The 18,212-nt window shown below is 27.8% G+C and carries 14 protein-coding genes; 7 read left to right on the forward strand and 7 right to left on the reverse strand.

Going from position 1 to position 18,212, the window contains the following annotated elements; translation table 11 throughout:
* Window positions 1-170 precede the first annotated feature (170 nt).
* The gene (locus OW729_RS12270) at window positions 171-1,403 is read left to right on the forward strand and encodes a S1C family serine protease (RefSeq protein ID WP_268061812.1); all 1,233 of its coding nucleotides are present in this window, start codon (window positions 171-173) and stop codon (window positions 1,401-1,403) included.
* 661 nt (window positions 1,404-2,064) lie between these two features.
* Window positions 2,065-4,053, forward strand: coding sequence for a fructose-1,6-bisphosphatase (locus tag OW729_RS12275; protein WP_268061813.1), 1,989 nt, complete (start codon window positions 2,065-2,067; stop codon window positions 4,051-4,053).
* A 186-nt stretch (window positions 4,054-4,239) separates the two neighbouring features.
* Here OW729_RS12275 and OW729_RS12280 read toward each other — a convergent pair whose 3' ends face one another.
* Together OW729_RS12280 and OW729_RS12285 are read right to left on the reverse strand one after the other, a co-directional pair.
* Window positions 4,240-5,418 (reverse strand): HD-GYP domain-containing protein, encoded by a 1,179-nt coding sequence (locus OW729_RS12280; RefSeq protein ID WP_268061814.1) that lies wholly within the window; start codon window positions 5,416-5,418, stop codon window positions 4,240-4,242.
* A gap of 271 nt (window positions 5,419-5,689) precedes the next feature.
* Window positions 5,690-6,970: a glycosyl hydrolase family 18 protein gene (locus OW729_RS12285; RefSeq protein ID WP_268061815.1), complete on the reverse strand. Its 1,281-nt coding sequence runs from the start codon at window positions 6,968-6,970 to the stop codon at window positions 5,690-5,692.
* A 302-nt stretch (window positions 6,971-7,272) separates the two neighbouring features.
* Between OW729_RS12285 and OW729_RS12290 the strand changes: the two genes are divergently transcribed.
* Entirely contained in the window at window positions 7,273-8,382 is a 1,110-nt protein-coding gene (locus OW729_RS12290) for an amidase domain-containing protein (protein ID WP_268061816.1), read from the forward strand.
* Window positions 8,383-8,975: 593 nt separating this feature from the next.
* Here OW729_RS12290 and OW729_RS12295 read toward each other — a convergent pair.
* The 3 genes from OW729_RS12295 to OW729_RS12305 all read right to left on the reverse strand — a co-directional run bounded on the left by OW729_RS12295 (window position 8,976) and on the right by OW729_RS12305 (window position 11,401).
* Window positions 8,976-9,788: a TPM domain-containing protein gene (locus OW729_RS12295; protein ID WP_268061817.1), complete on the reverse strand. Its 813-nt coding sequence runs from the start codon at window positions 9,786-9,788 to the stop codon at window positions 8,976-8,978.
* 41 nt (window positions 9,789-9,829) lie between these two features.
* On the reverse strand, window positions 9,830-10,399 hold the full coding sequence (locus tag OW729_RS12300) for a LemA family protein (protein WP_268061818.1): 570 nt from the start codon (window positions 10,397-10,399) through the stop codon (window positions 9,830-9,832).
* Between the two features lie 102 nt (window positions 10,400-10,501).
* A complete protein-coding gene (locus OW729_RS12305) occupies window positions 10,502-11,401 on the reverse strand; it encodes an HD domain-containing protein (RefSeq protein ID WP_268061819.1) in 900 nt (299 codons plus the stop codon).
* Window positions 11,402-11,613: 212 nt separating this feature from the next.
* On the opposite strand from OW729_RS12305, the gene OW729_RS12310 reads away from it, so the two are divergent.
* Window positions 11,614-11,883, forward strand: coding sequence for a hypothetical protein (locus OW729_RS12310; RefSeq protein ID WP_268061820.1), 270 nt, complete (start codon window positions 11,614-11,616; stop codon window positions 11,881-11,883).
* A 161-nt stretch (window positions 11,884-12,044) separates the two neighbouring features.
* Here OW729_RS12310 and OW729_RS12315 read toward each other — a convergent pair whose 3' ends face one another.
* Complete coding sequence (locus OW729_RS12315) at window positions 12,045-13,058, reverse strand: lysylphosphatidylglycerol synthase transmembrane domain-containing protein (RefSeq protein WP_268061821.1); 1,014 nt, start codon at window positions 13,056-13,058, stop codon at window positions 12,045-12,047.
* Between the two features lie 11 nt (window positions 13,059-13,069).
* Window positions 13,070-14,134, reverse strand: coding sequence for a glycosyltransferase family 4 protein (locus OW729_RS12320; RefSeq protein ID WP_268061822.1), 1,065 nt, complete (start codon window positions 14,132-14,134; stop codon window positions 13,070-13,072).
* A 167-nt stretch (window positions 14,135-14,301) separates the two neighbouring features.
* Between OW729_RS12320 and OW729_RS12325 the strand changes: the two genes are divergently transcribed.
* The 3 genes from OW729_RS12325 to OW729_RS12335 are packed head-to-tail and all read left to right on the forward strand — an operon-like array spanning window position 14,302 to window position 18,027.
* Window positions 14,302-15,804 (forward strand): spore germination protein, encoded by a 1,503-nt coding sequence (locus OW729_RS12325; RefSeq protein WP_407647675.1) that lies wholly within the window; start codon window positions 14,302-14,304, stop codon window positions 15,802-15,804.
* On the forward strand, window positions 15,801-16,904 hold the full coding sequence (locus OW729_RS12330; RefSeq protein WP_268061823.1) for a GerAB/ArcD/ProY family transporter: 1,104 nt from the start codon (window positions 15,801-15,803) through the stop codon (window positions 16,902-16,904). The genes OW729_RS12325 and OW729_RS12330 overlap by 4 nt, the downstream gene beginning before the upstream one ends.
* A gap of 10 nt (window positions 16,905-16,914) precedes the next feature.
* Complete coding sequence (locus tag OW729_RS12335) at window positions 16,915-18,027, forward strand: Ger(x)C family spore germination protein (protein WP_268061824.1); 1,113 nt, start codon at window positions 16,915-16,917, stop codon at window positions 18,025-18,027.
* The last annotated feature ends 185 nt before the right edge of the window (window positions 18,028-18,212 follow it).

Raw genomic sequence — 18,212 nt, forward strand, 5'->3', positions numbered from 1 at the left:
TAACTCTGTCATAAAACTGTCACAAAAAAAGCCTATCATGTAATAGTACTTAAACTTTAAAACATATATTTTATTAATTACAAATACTGCACATTATAATTATACATGCTATTAGGCAAACTATACTTTATAAAACTGGCAGAATATCAATTTTATTAGGAGGTATATATATGGGTTTATTTAACAAACACAATAAAAACAATGACAATAGTTTTTCAGAAAATGAAATTATAGATGTAGAACCATTAAACAATGAATCTATAACTCCAACCAATCCAACATACAAAAAAAGCTATAATAAAAATGGAACTGGCAAAAGAGTTTTATCTTATGTTCTTATTGGTTTAATTTGTGCATCGCTTGGTGGTTTTTTATCTGCTGCCGCCACTATAAAATATTACAATAAAACAGCTGAACAACAGAGTATACAGCAAAAAAGTACTAGTGAGCAAAACGCAAGTAAATTATCATCTAGTTCAGCTCCTCTTTCTGTAGCTAATATAGTTAAAAAAGTAGGACCTGCAGTAGTTGGTGTATCTACTAAAAGCATAAAATCATCAGACATGTTTGGTTTTCCTGAACAACAAGAAGGTATGGGCTCTGGAATAATTTTTAATGATGAAGGATATATTCTTACAAATTATCATGTTGTTGCAGGTGCAAGACAGATAAATGTAATTTTCAATACAGGAAATGGCGGAAAAGAAATCCCTGCAAAACTAATTAATTATGATTCTAACATGGATGTTGCTGTTATAAAAATAACTGAAAATGTTAAAGTTCCTGGAGTTGCAGAGTTTGGTGACTCTGACAGTATTCAAATTGGAGAACCTGCCATTGCTATAGGTAATCCTCTTGGAAAAGAATTTTTAGGTACTGTAACAACTGGAGTTATTAGTGCTGTAAATAGAGAAATTGCTATTGAAGGTACAAAGCATAAATATATTCAAACCGATGCTGCTATAAATCCTGGTAATAGCGGTGGTGCTTTAGTAAACACTTATGGTCAAGTTATAGGTATTAATAGTGCTAAAATTGGTGGTAGCCAAGTTGAAGGTATTGGATTCGCTATTCCTATTAACAATGTTAAGCCTAATATAAAGAATTTAATAAAACCACTTTTGAAAATTGGAATTATGGCAAAAGATATTGATACTAGTCTCTCTAATCGTTATAAAATCCCTGTAGGGATATATGTACAAGAAATTGAGGAATTCAGCCCTGCCGAAAAAGCTGGTTTAAAACCTGGTGATGTTATAACTAAATTTGATGGTAAAAAAGTATCAACTACCAAAGAGATGAATGCTCTTAAACAGAAACATAACATTAACGATACTGTAGAACTATCAATAGTGCGAGATGGTAAAGACAAAACTCTTAGTTTGAAATTAATAGAGTACTAAAATATACAACTAGACTTTAGAAATTTTAAATTTCGTTTACACTTTTAAATTACATTATATTTCATATTTTTAAGTTTTATGTTTTAAATATTGGGATGTTTTATCTCAACATTTAACCTCAGAAATGATTTAGACTACAGTTATCCCCCTAATACTGTAGTCTAAATCATTTTTTATGTTTTATAACATATATAATCAATTTATTTTAATTGATTATAATATAATTATTTATTATACTAAGACATAGACTAGAGCGAGGTTAAATCATAGTCTTTATAATACCTAGTAAACTTAAATTATAACCTAACTCCAAAATAACAAGTTAAACTAAAACTGTAATCTTATCTGTATATGTGTTACATTATATTGAATTATGTTATATACTTTTTCTAGAAATATATTGTATAATGTATTAATACATGCATAAATTTATGATATAATATTCTTGTTATATATTGAATTTCATATTTATTAATATATAAAACAATACTATGATGTTTAGTAAAAATAATTAATTACTTAATTTAACAATAAAAATGTAAATAAACAATTAAATCATTACATTATCATAATTAAACAATAAATTTTCAATAAAAATAGCTATGGTTTAAATAATTTCAAAATATGAAAAATATCCCATAATATTAAAGGAGGATAATCCATGACCTTCTGTGACGAAAATGATATAGAAATAATAAAGAAGGATTTACGTTATCTTGAATTACTAGGGAAACAGTACCCTAGCATTGCATCTGCAAGTACGGAAATAATCAATCTACAAGCTATCTTAAATTTACCAAAGAGTACAGAACATTTTATTAGTGATATTCATGGAGAATATGAATCTTTTACTCATATGCTGAAAAATGCTTCTGGTGTTATAAAACGAAAAATTGATGACATATTCGGGAATTCCTTAAGAGAAAGTGAAAAATGTAACTTAGCAACTTTAGTTTATTATCCTGCTGAAAAACTAGATCTTATAAAAGCTACAGAAGAGGATTTAGCCGATTGGTACAAAATAACTCTTTATAGGTTAATTGAGTTATGTAGGATGGTTTCTTCAAAATATACTCGATCAAAAGTTAGAAAAACTCTTCCTTCTGATTTTGCATACATTATAGAAGAACTTCTACATGAGCAAGAAGGTATAAACAATAAGCATGAATATTATCAAGGAATAATTAATGCAATTATCGATTTAGACAGAGCTCCAGAATTTATAATAGCTATTTCAAATGTTATTCAAAAACTTGTTGTAGATAGACTCCATATTATAGGAGACATTTATGATAGAGGCCCTGGTGCTGAAATAATAATGGAAGAACTTATAAAACATCATTCTGTTGATATACAATGGGGAAATCATGATATTCTATGGATGGGAGCCGCAGCAGGTTCTGAAGCATGTATGTGTAATGTGCTAAGAATTTCTTTAAGATATGCAAATTTAAATACAATTGAAGATGGTTATGGAATAAATCTTCTTCCATTAGCTACTTTTGCTATGGAATTTTATGAAAATGATCCTTGTAAAAGTTTTACTCCTAGGAATATTTATAAAAAAATAAGTGCTAGAGATTCTGCTCTTCTTGCAAAAATGCATAAAGCTATAGCGGTTATTCAATTTAAATTAGAAGGACAAATCATAAAAAAACATGCTGAATTTGGAATGGACGATAGACTTCTTTTAGAAAAGATAGATTACGAAAAGGGTATTGTAGAGGTCTATGGAAAAACTTATACATTAAACGATAAGAACTTTCCAACTATTGATCCTAAAAATCCTTATAAACTTACTCCTCAAGAAGAAGATCTTGTTGCAAAACTAAAGCGCTCTTTTTTAAAAAGTGAAAAGCTTCAAAGACATATTCGTTTTATGTATAGTAAGGGAAATATGTACCTTATTTATAACTCAAATTTACTTTATCACAGCTGCATACCACTTAACGAAGATGGAAGCTTTAAGGAATTGGCTATTGGAAATAAAAAATATAAAGGTAAAGAATTATTAGATAGATTTGACTCTATTGCTAGAGAAGCTTATTTTTATAAGGATAATCCTAAAAAGAAACGTTTTGCTCTAGACATGATGTGGTATCTATGGTGTGGTCCTAATTCTCCTGAATTCGGTAAGTTAAAAATGACTACTTTCGAAAGATATTTTATAGATGATAATTTAACTCATAAGGAAACTAGAAATCATTATTACAAATATAGGGATAATGAAACTATTTTTAAAAACATATTAAGAGAATTTAATTTAAATCCAGATACTTCACACATAATAAACGGACATATCCCTGTTAAAACAAAAGAGGGTGAAAGTCCTATTAAAGCAAACGGTAGACTTCTTGTTATAGATGGTGGCTTCTGCAAAGCCTACCAACCTGAAACGGGTATAGCTGGATATACTTTAATATATAATTCTTATGGACTTCTTCTTACTTCTCATGAACCTTTTGAATCCATAAGAAAAGCTATAGAAGAGGAAAAAGACATTTTATCATCGACTGTTATACTTGAACACGTAGTTTCAAGAAAACGTGTGGAAGATACTGATATAGGTCAAGAAATTAAAAAGCAAGTTAAAGATTTAGAAATGCTTCTTATAGCCTATAGAAAAGGTCTATTGAAAGAAAACAATTAATTAACTAGTACTAATAGACATATCCCTTACTCTCTAAAAGCTTTGATTAATGTAGTTGCTTAAATAACATCTTACATCAATCAAAGCTTTGTTTTAGTAATTATACTTATATTTTACTTTTAATAATATGTCAAAATAAATTTTATACACAATTTATTAAAGCTTTATATCATAAACTGAATTTTCTTATTGCTCTACTCCCACAATAGTTACATTTCTATAATTCCAATCCTGTAGTAAATCATAAACCCCCTTGTTTTCATCTGGTTCTAAATCTTTGGATTCTTTACCTTTTAGATTTTTAGATTGCTTATTTTGCTTATTTTGTTTATATTCTTTTGTATTATGAAGATTTCTATGTTTATTTTGCCCTTTATTTTCTTCGTCTTCATCAGGTATTAGTTTTATTATTGGCCTAGTAGAACACTCCTCATTATTTTTTACAACTATACCTTTTTTTCCATTGCTCAGTATAACTATTGTTCCAAGAGGATATGGTGCAACTTTTTTCAAAAATATTTTTACTAGCTTTGGATCAAAAATAGTTCCATTATAAGCCATAATATACTCTATAGCATCTGATGGAAGATATGCCTTTTTAGTTGGAGTTTCTGTTATAAGATTGTCATAAGCATCACAAATTCTAATAATTCTTCCAAATATAGAAATTGCCTCTGCTTTTTTACCATCTGGATACCCTTTTCCATCATATCGTTCATGGTGTTGTAAAATACCTACATAAGAAGTTATAGGAACATTGTAATGCTGTTTTATATATCTATACCCCTTCTCCGAATGAGACTGAATAATTTTTTTCTCTTCATTTGTTAAATTTTCTTTCTTGTCTATAACTTCTTTAGGTATAAAAACTTTCCCTATGTCATGAAGAAGAGCTGATGTTATTAATTTTTGAATCTTTGTTTCTTCTAAATTTAGACCTATCCCCATTACAGCACATAGAACCCCTACATTTACTGAGTGGCTATACATATAATCATCATATGTTTTTATATCAATCATGTTTATCATTATACTCTTACTGTTTAATATTTCATGCATCATATTTTTAGCAATATGTTCTACAGAATCTAATGTTTTTCCTATATTTTTAGGATTATTATATATTTTCTTTATAGATTTAACTGCATTTATTCTAAGGCCTTCTGATATAATATTTTCTATTCTTATATTCTCAGATAAAGCATCTTCAATATATACACCATTTATTACAAGCTTATGTATATCTTTAATATATTTCTCAGTTAATATAACATCTTTAGCTAATAACACTACATTATCATTAGAATATACATTTCTGCCTAATTTCATTCCTTCTCTTAAACAATTTGCAGGAACAAATCTCATAAAAACACCTACTTTATTTTTTATTAATTCATTTTATTAACTCTCCTTAATTTATTATCGTAAATAATATAGATAAATACAGTGATTTTTAACAAGTAAAAGTAGGTAATAATCCGTCATTTTTATTTAATAAGCATATAGAGATAAACTTTAATCCTTAATATAATTAGAAAGCAGGGGACAATTTACTATTTGGTACAAGATATTAGTAAAGAAAAATTGTAACTTGACCCCGATTAAAATAAAAATTATAAAATTCATTAAAACTTAGTTAAATTACTTTTTTAGTATCATATAAAGACTTTTGAACAAGCCAAGCTTGAGGGAAATACTTCATTATTGTCCAATAACTTACTCCTCCTAGTTTGTATTTATTTATAAGTTCTAATTTAGCTTTTACGCTTCTTGCATCTTCAAACCACACAATGTGTTCTTTTCCTTTATCATCATAATATCTAAAGAAAGGTGACTGTGCTTTCCAATCATACTGTATTATAGCGCCCTCTCTTCTTGCAAGGTCTACAGCTTCTGTATTTGATACTGAATCTGCTGCTGTACCTTTTACATACGGCAAAGTCCAATCATATCCATAATTAGGTATACTCATAAGTATTTTTTGTCTAGGTATAACTGTAGTAGCATACTGTATTACTCTCTCAACCTGATTTAAAGGTGCTACAGGCTGTGGTTCGCTATAGGTATATCCCCATTCATAAGTCATTAAAATCACATGATCAACTATTACCCCATGCGCAGGATAATCATGTGCTTCATATAACAAACCTTTTTGATCTCCAGACGTCTTTGGTGCTAATGCAGTTGTAACTATATACCCTAAAGGTTTAAGAGTATTTACTATTTTTCTTAAAAAATCATTGTAAGCCTCTCTATTTTCTGGATAAATATATTCAAAATCTATATCTAACCCATAATAATTTTTTTCTCTCAAAGTTCTAACAATATTATCTATTAAATTTTGCTGAGCTGTTTCATTGGTAAGAACAGATTTGGCAATATCACTATTAAATCCTTTTCCCTCTTGTATATTTGTAATTACCATTAACGGAGCAACTCTAAACTCTTTAGCAGCCTCTATAAGAGGAGTATCGTTTATGCTTCTTAAACTTCCATCTGGTAAAACCTCGTAACTAAATATACTAAGGTAAGTTAAATACGGCAACGTTTTTCTAAGTGTATTCATATTTATGTTAGGAAAAGCATATCCATTCACTTCTATAGTTCCATACTTTCTAGTTCTTTCTGGAATAGATATAACTTGCCCTATATAAATGTTTCTAGGATTTATTATTTGTGGATTTGAATCTAATAATCTCTCTGTAGTTATTCCATATTTTCTAGCTATACTATAAATAGATTCTCCTGCAACCACAACATGTCTTCTTTCACCTTCCATTATTACAATGCTTTGTCCTATTACCAATTGGTTAGGATATAAAATTTCATTATCTCTAGCTATTTTTTCAGGAGAAACTCCATACATCCTTCCTATAGAATAAAGACTTTCTCCAGGCTTTACTACATGTATAATCAAAACACTTCCCCCTTTTTCTTTTTATTTTCCACTCTTTTTATTACTTCTTATACTGTTTTACTACTACTTTACTATATGCATATGTTTTAATTTTGTTGAGAATAATCGATATACAGTACACTATTTTTCATCATGATTTTATTATAAATTTACACTTACTCATATTAATGAAAACACTGTCCTATAAGCCTATTACTTTATATTTTCTAATTGTTACATAAAAAAATAATATATTAACTTTCTCATACATATAATTGCTATATAGTAATTATAAAAATAAGGTGATAAATATATTTATTGTAATGAAAAAATCAAAATTAATTTATATTATTTTGTCTGCTATGGTCTTAATTTCCCTGATAATTTGGTTTTTCTTTGCCTCTCCAACTACTTCTTTTTCAATACAAGAGACATGTGATAAAACACAAGTAGAAGAAGAAGTAAAACAATTATTTAACATAAGAAATAAAGCTATCCTTACGAAAGATTTAGAAGCTATTGATTACATATATGATAAAAATAGTAAATATGGCAATTGGGCTTATGAACACGAATTAAAGAAAATGAAATACCTATACAATTGGTCTGAAAAACAAGGTGTGAAATTTATAGATATAGCACCAATGGTACTAGTTCGTAAAATAAAAGGAAGTGATGAGCACTGTTCAGTAAACCTTATTTGTTCTACAGAATATAAATATGTATATGAAAATAATTCTGATAATATAAATATGTTTAGAATAGGTACTGCTCATTCACTAAATCTTATTAAAAAAAATGGAATATGGATTATTTCAAAAGAATGGTACACAGATCCCTTTGCTGATTCTCTAAACTTAGAAAACATAAAAGCTAGTGATATAAAAAATCATATCATTACACAAAGTTCTAGGGACTTTTCAACATTAAATGAACGGAGAAATTCTGCTTTATCATATGCAGATAAATATTGTGGCATTGCTGCTGATGAAGAAAACGGGTTCAAATATAATAGGAAATATGGAGATTATAATCCTTTAGGTGGAGACTGTGCAAATTTTGCATCTCAAATTTTACATGAAGGTGGAAAATTCAAGAAAACTTCTTCCTGGAATTTTGATAGTAAAGGTGGAAGTAGGGCTTGGTTAAATGCTAATGCATTTAAAGACTATATGATTGGTAGTGGAAGAGCTTCTTTAATAGCTTATGGAAACTATGACAAAGTATATAAAGCTTCATATAAACTTCTTCCTGGAGATTTTGTAGCTTATGAAAAAAAAGGTAAAGTAGTTCATGTCTCTGTGGTTACTGGAGCAGATTCTAAAGGTTATTCCTTAGTTAATTGCCATAACACAGATAGATACAGAGTCCCTTGGGACCTTGGGTGGAGTGATAAAAAGATAAAATTTTGGCTAGTTAGAGTACACTATTAAATAATATTGCGACGTAATGAGTAACGGCATAGAAATAGGTTTTTCTATGCCTTGATTTTTCATGAATAATACAGTTTAAAATGTATACTGGGGAGGGATAGGAAGACTAAAGGATGATTTTCTTCCTTATGTCAGAAAATCTTAAAACTAAATAGAAAGTATTTTAAAACAAACCATCAGTATTTAAAATTAAAAGGTTTATAATATATAATACTGTACTGATATAAATAGTATTTTAAAGTACACAAATCTATCTATATTCTCAATATCAATAATATTACTTTAATATTAAAGCTTATTACAGCCTACGGCTTAACATTTATTTTATTATGTTCAGAATATACTATAAATAAAAATGCTTAATCTAAAATTTAGTAATGTTTCCATCAGCTACCGCTCTTAAAAGCTTATCAGCTCTTTTATTTAGACTAACGACAAAGAGCATAATGAAAAATTAATTTTTCATTATGCTCTTCTTTTTTTACTTAGTTTAAAGATTTTCTGACACGACACTAGGATGAAAATCCTCCTTTACTATTCACTATTCTCTGTTCACTAATCACTACTATAATGTTGCGTCGCAACATTTTTCTTTACCATCCTCCGGAAGAACCTCCTCCTCCAGTGTCTCCACCTCCAAAACCGCCAAAGCCACCACCTGAAGAACCTCCTCCACCCCAAGGACCTCCACCTCTTCCGCCTGGTCCTCCTCCAAAGAAAGAGTTCCAAAATAACAATTCCAAAATAAATCTTATAACTCTTGCTTTATTAAAAATTATATCTATAAAAATAAGCCCCACTACTATATACAAAGGTATTGAATTTCCTCTCTTAGATGTTTCCTTTTCATAATTAAAATTTATTTTTTCACTTTTTTCAAGTGATACTCCATATTCTTTGCCTATATAATCGCTAAAAACAGAATAAGCATTTTTTATTCCTTTTGAAAAATCATTCTTTTTAAACTCCGGAATAGCTACTTCTTCCATAACTCTATTTGTTAATACATCTGGTAGCGCTCCTTCAAGTCCTCTTCCTACTTCGACAGACCAACGTTTTTCTTTCATAGAAAGCAAAATCAGCAAGCCATTATCTTTACCCTTCTGTCCTATTCCCCAGCTTCTAAAAAGTCCTGCCCCATAATTTCTTATCTCCTCTTCTTTAAGAGAATTTATTATCACAACTACTGCTTGAGCTCCTGTTTTATCTTCCAATTCTTTTCCTACCGAAATTATATATTGTTTACTTATATCGTCTAGAATTCCAACATAATCATTTACATATTTAAAATTAGTAGGCTGTGGAAATTTAGACTGTGCCTTTACTTCTTGGAAAGGAACTAAACATACAAAAATTAAAACTAAAAAAAACAAAGAGCTCCTATATCTATCTAAAATTTTTTTCACTTATGAGCCCCCTTTTAAATTTTTTTATATTTTCAAATTATTTATCTTGTAAAATCTACTTTCGGAACATCTTTTGCCCCTTCTGCTGCTTTATAATACTCTTTACTCTCAAATCTAAATATACTTGCTACTATTGAATTAGGAAATCTTTTTATAGTAGTATTGTAATTGTCCACTGTCTTGTTATAATCCTGTCTGGCTAAATTTATCCTATTTTCTGTTCCTTCTAAAGCTACGGTTAAATCTTTAAAGTTAGTACTAGATTTTAAATCTGGATATCTCTCTACAATTACTAATAATCTAGATAAAGCTGAAGTCAACTCATTATCAGCATTTGCTTTTTCTTTTACACTACCAGCCCCATTTAATTTTGTTCTAGCATTTGCTATTTCTGTAAATATTTCTTTTTCTTGAGATGCATAGCCTTTTACTGTACTTACCAAATTAGGAATAAGGTCGTTTCTCCTTTGAAGTTGCGTATCTATATTTGATTCTGACCTTTTTACGGTTTGCTCTAAAGTCACCATTTTATTGTAGCCACCTATTATAGGAAAAGCTATTAAAATTAGTATCCCTAAAACTATGAGCAATGTTTTTAATGATTTCTTCATTTTATTCCTCCATATAAATATTTAATTATATTAATAATATGCCTTTAAGTTGCCTCATAATTCATACTTAAAATAAATATAGACTCTATTTTAAGAGTTCCATTATAAAAACAACTTTGTTCCAATTCTTCTGTCGTACTGAGACCAAGTATTAACCTCTGTGCCTTCTTTTATCTGGCTTATTTTATTCATTACTGCATCTATACTATCTGCAAAATTCACAATAAATGATTCCTCCATATTTGCCCCTTTAGGTGACCCATATTCAACTTTTCCATGATGTTGAACCATACATCCTTTTATTCTACTTTTAAAATCTTCACTATATATATCTTTTTTTGCATTAAATGCTTCTTCTAACATGGTAACTCCAATAACTATATGCCCTTCCATATCTCCTCTTATTGTTACATCAAAAGGTCCATCAGTATAATACTCTTCAATTTTGCCTATATCATGAAGCTTTGCACCCAATATAGCAATTTCTTTATATCTAGAATCGTATCTATAAGCTAAAGTTCTAGCAAGATACATAACATTTAATGTATGTTCTGCAAGTCCGCCTATATAATTATGATGTTGTCTAAGTCCTCCTATGCCTTTTTTAAATCTATTTATAAATTTCTCATTACCAAAAAAATACTCATCTAATGTCCTAGCTTCAATACTTTTAAATTCTAAATCCGATAAATCTTTTATTTCGTTCATAATTTCATCTATGTCTTTATCTATAGTTGGAAGAAAATCTTGTATATTGTATTCTTCAATTTTTTGAAAGGTCTCAACTCTCATAATTCCATTTTCAATTATAGCTGTTACTTTAATTACATCTCCTACATTTAAAATATTATTATCATAACTAATGATACTTTTTATATCTCCACTTCTATCACCAATAAAAGCTATTAATTCATCTTCACTTGTTTTTAGTTTTTTCATAATCATAAAAGTTTCTTCTATTATCTTATTTTCTTGTAAATTTTTTATAAACTTCTCTTTCATAATGCCTCACCTCTCTTAATTTCATTAATACAAATACATACTTATTTTCTACTTATTAAACTTTTTTATCCATATTATAAAAATCACATTCAATTAATTATCTGAATTTTTTTAATCTTAATGACATTATGTTTTATATATGCTATAATGTTTTAAAAAACAATAATTGTTTTAAAATAATTATTATTCATATTGTTAAGGAGGAATGAATAATGAAAAATGTTGATGAAATAATTAAAAGTATCCAAGAGGGAAATGCCAAATTAGAATTAATTAATGATAGTAGTATACTAGATTCTTCTCAAACTTTGATAAATAAAGATGAATATACAAAAGTTGCAATAATAGAAGATGATAAAGCCTTTAAAGCTATTTATAAGAAAAATGATGAATATTTTTATGGTGAAAGAATATATTGTGCAGATGAAGCTCAAACTGGTTCTTGTAATATAGAATATGAAAAACTTTATAAAATAATCTAATTATCTGTCATTCATAATAAAAATAACGATTGTTTTTCAACACTTTTACTTAATCAACACAAACTTATAGAACATATTTATTTATGTTATCTAACCTTAAAAATGAAAGCTGCCAAGTAAGGTAGAAAATTCTACTTTACTTGGCACTTTTAATTAACTTCTTATTGATTAGTTACTAATTTTCTACTTCTTGTTACTGTAAACAAGCTTCCTACTGCTATACATGAATAATAAGTTATTATTCTCCATAAGAGCAATGCTGCCATTATAGTTTCTTTAGTAAAAAACAAACTAAATAAAAGGTAAAATCCACCTTCTGAACCTCCTGCTGCGCCTGGTAGCGGTATAACAGATACTATCATATTTAAAAAAGTTTCAGCAGATACCATATTCCATAAACTTGCAGAATTAAAATTAAACCCTCTATATATAAAATAAGGTATTATAAAGTAAACAGTTAGCTGAACAAAAGTTAAAACTGTACATTTTATAAGAAGGCTTATATTCTTACTCATCTCTACTGCATTATTATGAAAACTATAAATTTCCTCATCTAATTTTTTTAAAGTTTTATCTACATTTTTAACTAAATGTATTTTATGTAAAAATTTTAGAATTCCTTTTAAAATCTTTTCTGCCAACTCTCTTTTTGTGGAGGCAAGAAGCAAAAATAGTATAATTAACGTATTTATCAAAAACCCTATAATAGATATAGAGAAAAAATTAGACAAATTCTTTTTAAAAAATCTATATTTTAATATAATAGATATTAAAGAATAGATAGTTAATACTGATTGATATACAATTAGCTTCATCATTAATATAGAAGTAGCACTTCCCCCATTTATATCCTTCTTTGTCATAAAATAAAGTTGAGCAGGCTGTCCTCCTGAAGCAAAAGGAGTAACAGAATTAAAAAACTGTCCTACCATACTTATTTTAAAAGAATCTTTCATTTTCTGATTGAATCCTAAAAATTTTGTAAAGGTGTTTAATACAAAACTTTCAATTATCCAATATGTAATCATAGCTAAAATAGATAATAAAATCCAAAAATGATTTAAATTTTTCAGTTGGTATTTTAAATTATTAACTCCTTTTGAAAATACTGCAAAATATAAAAGCATTACAGTTGATAATATTATTACTCCTATATTAAAAATTTTATTTTTCATTTAAAACCCCTCTATTTAATATTTCTTTTGTTATTTTTATTAATATCCTCCCTTTTTCTTGTTATTTCATCATAGAATTTTTTCCACATTTTTAAAACATGTTCTTTTGAATAAAATTTATGACATTCTTGAGATTTATAACAACTTTCTCTATAAAATTGTCCCTTATCCTTTAGTCTATCAATTATATTTTCAAAATCTTTAACGTTCCTTCCCTTTAAGTAGTAATTAAATAATATATCTTGGTACAAGTCACAATCCCTCAATAAAATAGGCAAAGAAACCGCTATAGCTTCTAATACTGCCATAGGAAATAATTCTTGATAAGACGGTAAAAATAGCATATCTGCTACATTATAAACATCATTCATTTTTTTTCTTTCAATAATCCCCAAAAATCTTACGTTACTTGGTGGATTATCAACAATTTTTTTTAGTTTATTATATCCATCAGTTATTGGACCAAAAGAAAATCCTCCAGCCCACAAAAATTGTATATTAGGAAATTTTTTTGCAACCTCTATAAAATCAAGTACACCCTTTCTATTCTGTACTTGACCCACACCTAAAACTACAAATTTATTTTCTTGTATATTCATCTTATTTCTAATTGTCTTTTTTTTCTCTTGTGTATATCTATAAAAATTGTTTTCTGATACAAAATTTGGTATATAATATATTTTACTTTCACTTATTTTATACCTTTTCTGAAGAATTGCTTTAAAATAAGGATTTACAACAACTAAGTAATCCATATGTTTATAAAAACTTATAATATATCTATAAAAAATTTTTCTAAAAACCCATGGAAGTTTTAAGCTATCTTCTATAGTTTCCGGAATAAAGTGTACATAAGCAACGGTTGTTCCTTTTAATTTAGCAAAAGGCATACTTAAAAAAAATTTTAAATCTATAGTATGGTAATGCATTATATCACTTAACCTAGTCTTATTAATCATTACATCATAATAACCTGCTAAACCATGTTTAACAAGGTCAACTTGTTCTATGTAAGCTGATAAAACTCCATGACCTTTAACTCTATCAGCTGAAGAAAGCATATTTATAGTTGGCATATTTAAGGCTCCTTTTCATAGTAAAAATCATGCTTAACTATATTCTTCCTTTCATTCATAAATATTATAACAATATAACCTTAATTATTCATTAAATTCACCTTAAATTCACAATAAAGCTGTATATATTTTCATATTGAAGAAATAATAAGTTCAGGTGATGTATTTTGAGTAATGATAGTTTGGTTAAAACTAATATAGAAGAGAATATAAATTTTATTTTTTCTAAGGCAGGCTATAAAATGCCCTTAGTAATAAAAAAATTTTATATAGGGAAAGTGAATCCTTTACTTGCATGTGTCATATATATAGACAATTTAAGTGATAAAGGTTTAATTGATAAAGATATACTCGCACCTCTTATGCTTAAAATAAATGAAGACTTTCCTACTATAACTGACGGTGAATACATATGCAGAAAATATATTCCTATGTGTAACACTATAACTAAAAACGATCTTAATTGTGCTGTAGACTCATTGAAATTGGGTAAAACTATAATTTTTATTGATACACTAGAAGATTTTATAATAGCTGATACCGCAGGATGGGCTCAAAGAAGCATCTCAGACCCAATAAACGAGTCTGCAATAAGAGGTTCTAGAGAGGGATTTGTTGAAAACCTTCAAACTAATATAAGTATTCTTCGTAGAAAAATAAAAGACAAGAATTTATCTATAGAAAATTATAAAGTAGGCAGACGATCTCAAACAGATTTAGCTTTAATATACATTGATGATATAGTTGATAAAAATATTCTAGATGAATTAAGAAGAAGAATTGAAATTATAGATATAGATTCTATAATCGATACAGGAATGCTTGAACAATACATAGAGGATCATCCTTTTTCTCCTTTTCCTCAAGTTTTTGGTAGTGAGAGACCTGATAGAATAAAAACTAACATTATGGAAGGGAAAATTGCTATTTTATTAAATGGAACTCCTTACGTTTTAACAGTCCCAGCTTTATTTTTTGATTTTTTTCAAGCTGTAGAAGATTATAACGAAAGAACATTGGTATCATCATTTTCTAGAATTTTAAGAATTTTATCAGTACTTTTAGTAATAACTCTATCCCCCACTTATTTAACACTTATAAGTTATAATGTAGAGCTTATTCCTATTAATTTTATAACTCCTGTAATTGAATTTAGAAAGGGAGTAGCTCTTCCCCCTTTTCTTGAAGTACTCTCTATGGAAATAATAGTAGAATTTTTAAGAGAGGGTGGATTAAGATTACCTCCTAAAATCACAGGAACATTAAGTATAGTAGGAGGTATAATTATAGGGAACACTGCCATAGAATCAAAAATTGTAAGCCCAACTACTCTTCTTGTGGTAGGCGTTTCTGTTATAGCTACTTTTCTAATTCCTAATTATGAAATGTCTTTAAGTATCAGATTCTTAAGATTTCCTATGCTATTTCTTGCAAATGCTATGGGTTTTTTTGGTATAAGTGTTGGTTTGTTTTTTATATTAATCATTTTGTCTTCTATGAAAAGCTTTGGAGTATCCTACTTTGCATTTTATGGTGGCGATTTAAAAGACATATTTATAAGAGTACCTTTATGGATGATGAATCAAAATCCTAAGTCAATACCAAACAATAATCCTAAGCGACAAACAGATTTCAGGAAAAAAATATGGAGGAAAAATAAAAGTACATGAATAATAGAGATAAAAAGTATTTAACCTCTTCACAAATAATTGGACTCCTTATAGGATTTGCTGTTGGTCCTGGGCTTTTACGTTCTCCTAATTCACTAATTAAATTTGCTGAACAAGACGCTTGGATTTCTTCTATTATAGGTTTAACTTATCCTCTTTACATTATAATTATAGCTAACTATATAATAAGAAAATATCCTGATGACAATATTTTAAGCCTAAGTAGAAAATGTTTTGGTAAAACTTTAGGAAATATTTTAAATTCCATTTATGGTCTACAATGGATTATCTTTATAATCACTATATCTACTGATTTGATAAAAATTTCAAGAATATATTTTGTAGCTTTTTTAACTCCTGTAAAAGTAGTCATAGTATTACTAGCTATAAGTATTTATGCTGCTTATAGAGGCCTTGAGTCTTTAGCAACATTAGCTCAAATAAATTTATATTTATTAGTGTCAATAATGATTTTTTCAATAGCCGCTCTAAAATACGGAAAATTACTTAATATACAGCCTATATTTGGATCAGGTATAAAAAATATAATTCATTCAAGTTTTCTTACCTGCTACTATTATTTAGGCTTTGAAAATCTACTTTTAATACATCCTTTTGCTAAAGATACTACCAATGTAAAAAAATCAAGTTTCACTGCTTTATTAATCAGTGGTTTAATGTGGGTATGGACGATTTTTGTAACAATATATTATTTGGGTATAGATATAATTCCTAAAAGCTTTTGGTCCTTTATTTTAGTTTTTGAGAGTATAAATATACCTATAGTTAATAACTTCCGATATATATTTATGTTTGTTTGGACTTTTGCAGTATTTATTGTTATTTCTGGTCACTCTTTTACTGCATCTTTAATAATGAATGACATAACAAATATAAATAGAACATTTATTTTAATGTTTTTATACTTTCTATGTACATTAAGTTCCTTATGGTTAATGAGTTTAGATTCTTACAAAAATGCCCTAGATGCTATATCTATGTTTTTTACCTTATATAACATTGTGTTTATCTCTATAATATCCATTATAATTTATATAAAAAACAAGACTTTTTCTAAAAGAAAGGCGACTATAAACTAAGGTGATTTAGATGAGTAATAAAAAATTTTTTGTTGGTTTTATTGTATGTATAGTACTATATATTTTCTATATTAAAGGTAAAACCTTTGTTCCTGCTGAACAACTTACAATTCCTTCTGCTGTTGGACATGATATTGTATATAAAAATGGAGGTGCACCTGAATATAGTATTTCTATTGCTGTATATAATTTTTCAGGAAAAAAACCAACTCCTACTACAATTGAAACAGGTATTGGAAAAACTATAGGACAAACAAGACAAAATCGTCAACTTAAATTAGACCTTAAATTTATGCTAGGACTTGAAAAACTACTTATATTTTCGGAAGAAATAGCTGATTTTGGATTAGAAAATATAATCAATATATTATTTTCTAACCCCAACATAAATGACACAGCTCTCTCTGCTGTGTGCAAAGGAAAATCAGAAGATATTCTAAAATTAAATATGAAAGGTTATCCTAATCCAGGAGATTATCTATACGATGTTATAAAAAATAATAGGGAATTCAATTTTTTTTCAGACAATTATAAATTAATGGACATATATGTAAGAATGGATGCAGAGGGAAGAACTCTAGTGCTTCCTTATGTGGAAATAAAAAATCAAAAGCCTGAAATTACTGGTGTTGCAATATTTAAAAAAGGTAAAATGGTAAAAAAAGTTGGTATAGATGAAGCAAAAGTATTAAATATGTTAAAAGAAAATGATGTAAAAGGAATAATTTCTATAAAAACAAGTTTTAAAGAATATATAGATTTTTATGCCACAACTAAAAGACATATTACATGTAAAAAAGAAGGTGATAAATATACATTTTATATTGATTTATTGCTTAAAGGAGATATAACAAGCAACACTTTATACAAAAATCTTGCCAATAATCCTGTATTAATGCAAAAATTTAAAGATGATATAAATAAAGAAGTAACAACCATGTGCTATAATTTTATTAATAAAATGCAAAAAGAATATAAAATCGATTGTCTTTCACTAGGCATTGTAGGTGCTGCAAAGACTGGAAGGCACAAAGGAACAGACTGGGATAAAGTAGTTTCTGAAGCTAATATAATAGTAAATGTAAATACACAAATAGACAGAATGGGAAGAGGAGATTATTAAATAAAACTGTAGTTATGACTTTTATTCAAGTTGCTATCAAAACCTCCTTCCCCCATTCGAGAGTGTAAAATAATCTGTGTAAACTCCATAAGAATTGATATAATATTCTTATAAAAATGGAGGGTGCACAGATTATGTCTTTTTCAAGAAAAGAACTTATTAAACAATTAATTAAAGAGACAAAA

Source organism: Clostridium brassicae, from assembly GCF_026738875.1.
Lineage (GTDB): Bacteria > Bacillota > Clostridia > Clostridiales > Clostridiaceae > Clostridium_H > Clostridium_H brassicae.

Excerpts from the sequence above, each read along its gene's own strand:
- OW729_RS12305 (WP_268061819.1), bottom strand. The coding sequence starts at position 11,401 with ATGAAAGAGAAGTTTATAAAAAATTTACAAGAAAATAAGATAATAGAA.
- OW729_RS12280 (WP_268061814.1), bottom strand. The coding sequence starts at position 5,418 with ATGAGATTTGTTCCTGCAAATTGTTTAAGAGAAGGAATGAAATTAGGC.
- OW729_RS12275 (WP_268061813.1), top strand. The coding sequence starts at position 2,065 with ATGACCTTCTGTGACGAAAATGATATAGAAATAATAAAGAAGGATTTA.
- OW729_RS12270 (WP_268061812.1), top strand. The coding sequence starts at position 171 with ATGGGTTTATTTAACAAACACAATAAAAACAATGACAATAGTTTTTCA.
- OW729_RS12335 (WP_268061824.1), top strand. The coding sequence starts at position 16,915 with ATGAGTAATAAAAAATTTTTTGTTGGTTTTATTGTATGTATAGTACTA.
- OW729_RS12290 (WP_268061816.1), top strand. The coding sequence starts at position 7,273 with ATGAAAAAATCAAAATTAATTTATATTATTTTGTCTGCTATGGTCTTA.
- OW729_RS12330 (WP_268061823.1), top strand. The coding sequence starts at position 15,801 with ATGAATAATAGAGATAAAAAGTATTTAACCTCTTCACAAATAATTGGA.
- OW729_RS12310 (WP_268061820.1), top strand. The coding sequence starts at position 11,614 with ATGAAAAATGTTGATGAAATAATTAAAAGTATCCAAGAGGGAAATGCC.
- OW729_RS12320 (WP_268061822.1), bottom strand. The coding sequence starts at position 14,134 with ATGCCAACTATAAATATGCTTTCTTCAGCTGATAGAGTTAAAGGTCAT.
- OW729_RS12315 (WP_268061821.1), bottom strand. The coding sequence starts at position 13,058 with ATGAAAAATAAAATTTTTAATATAGGAGTAATAATATTATCAACTGTA.
- OW729_RS12300 (WP_268061818.1), bottom strand. The coding sequence starts at position 10,399 with ATGAAGAAATCATTAAAAACATTGCTCATAGTTTTAGGGATACTAATT.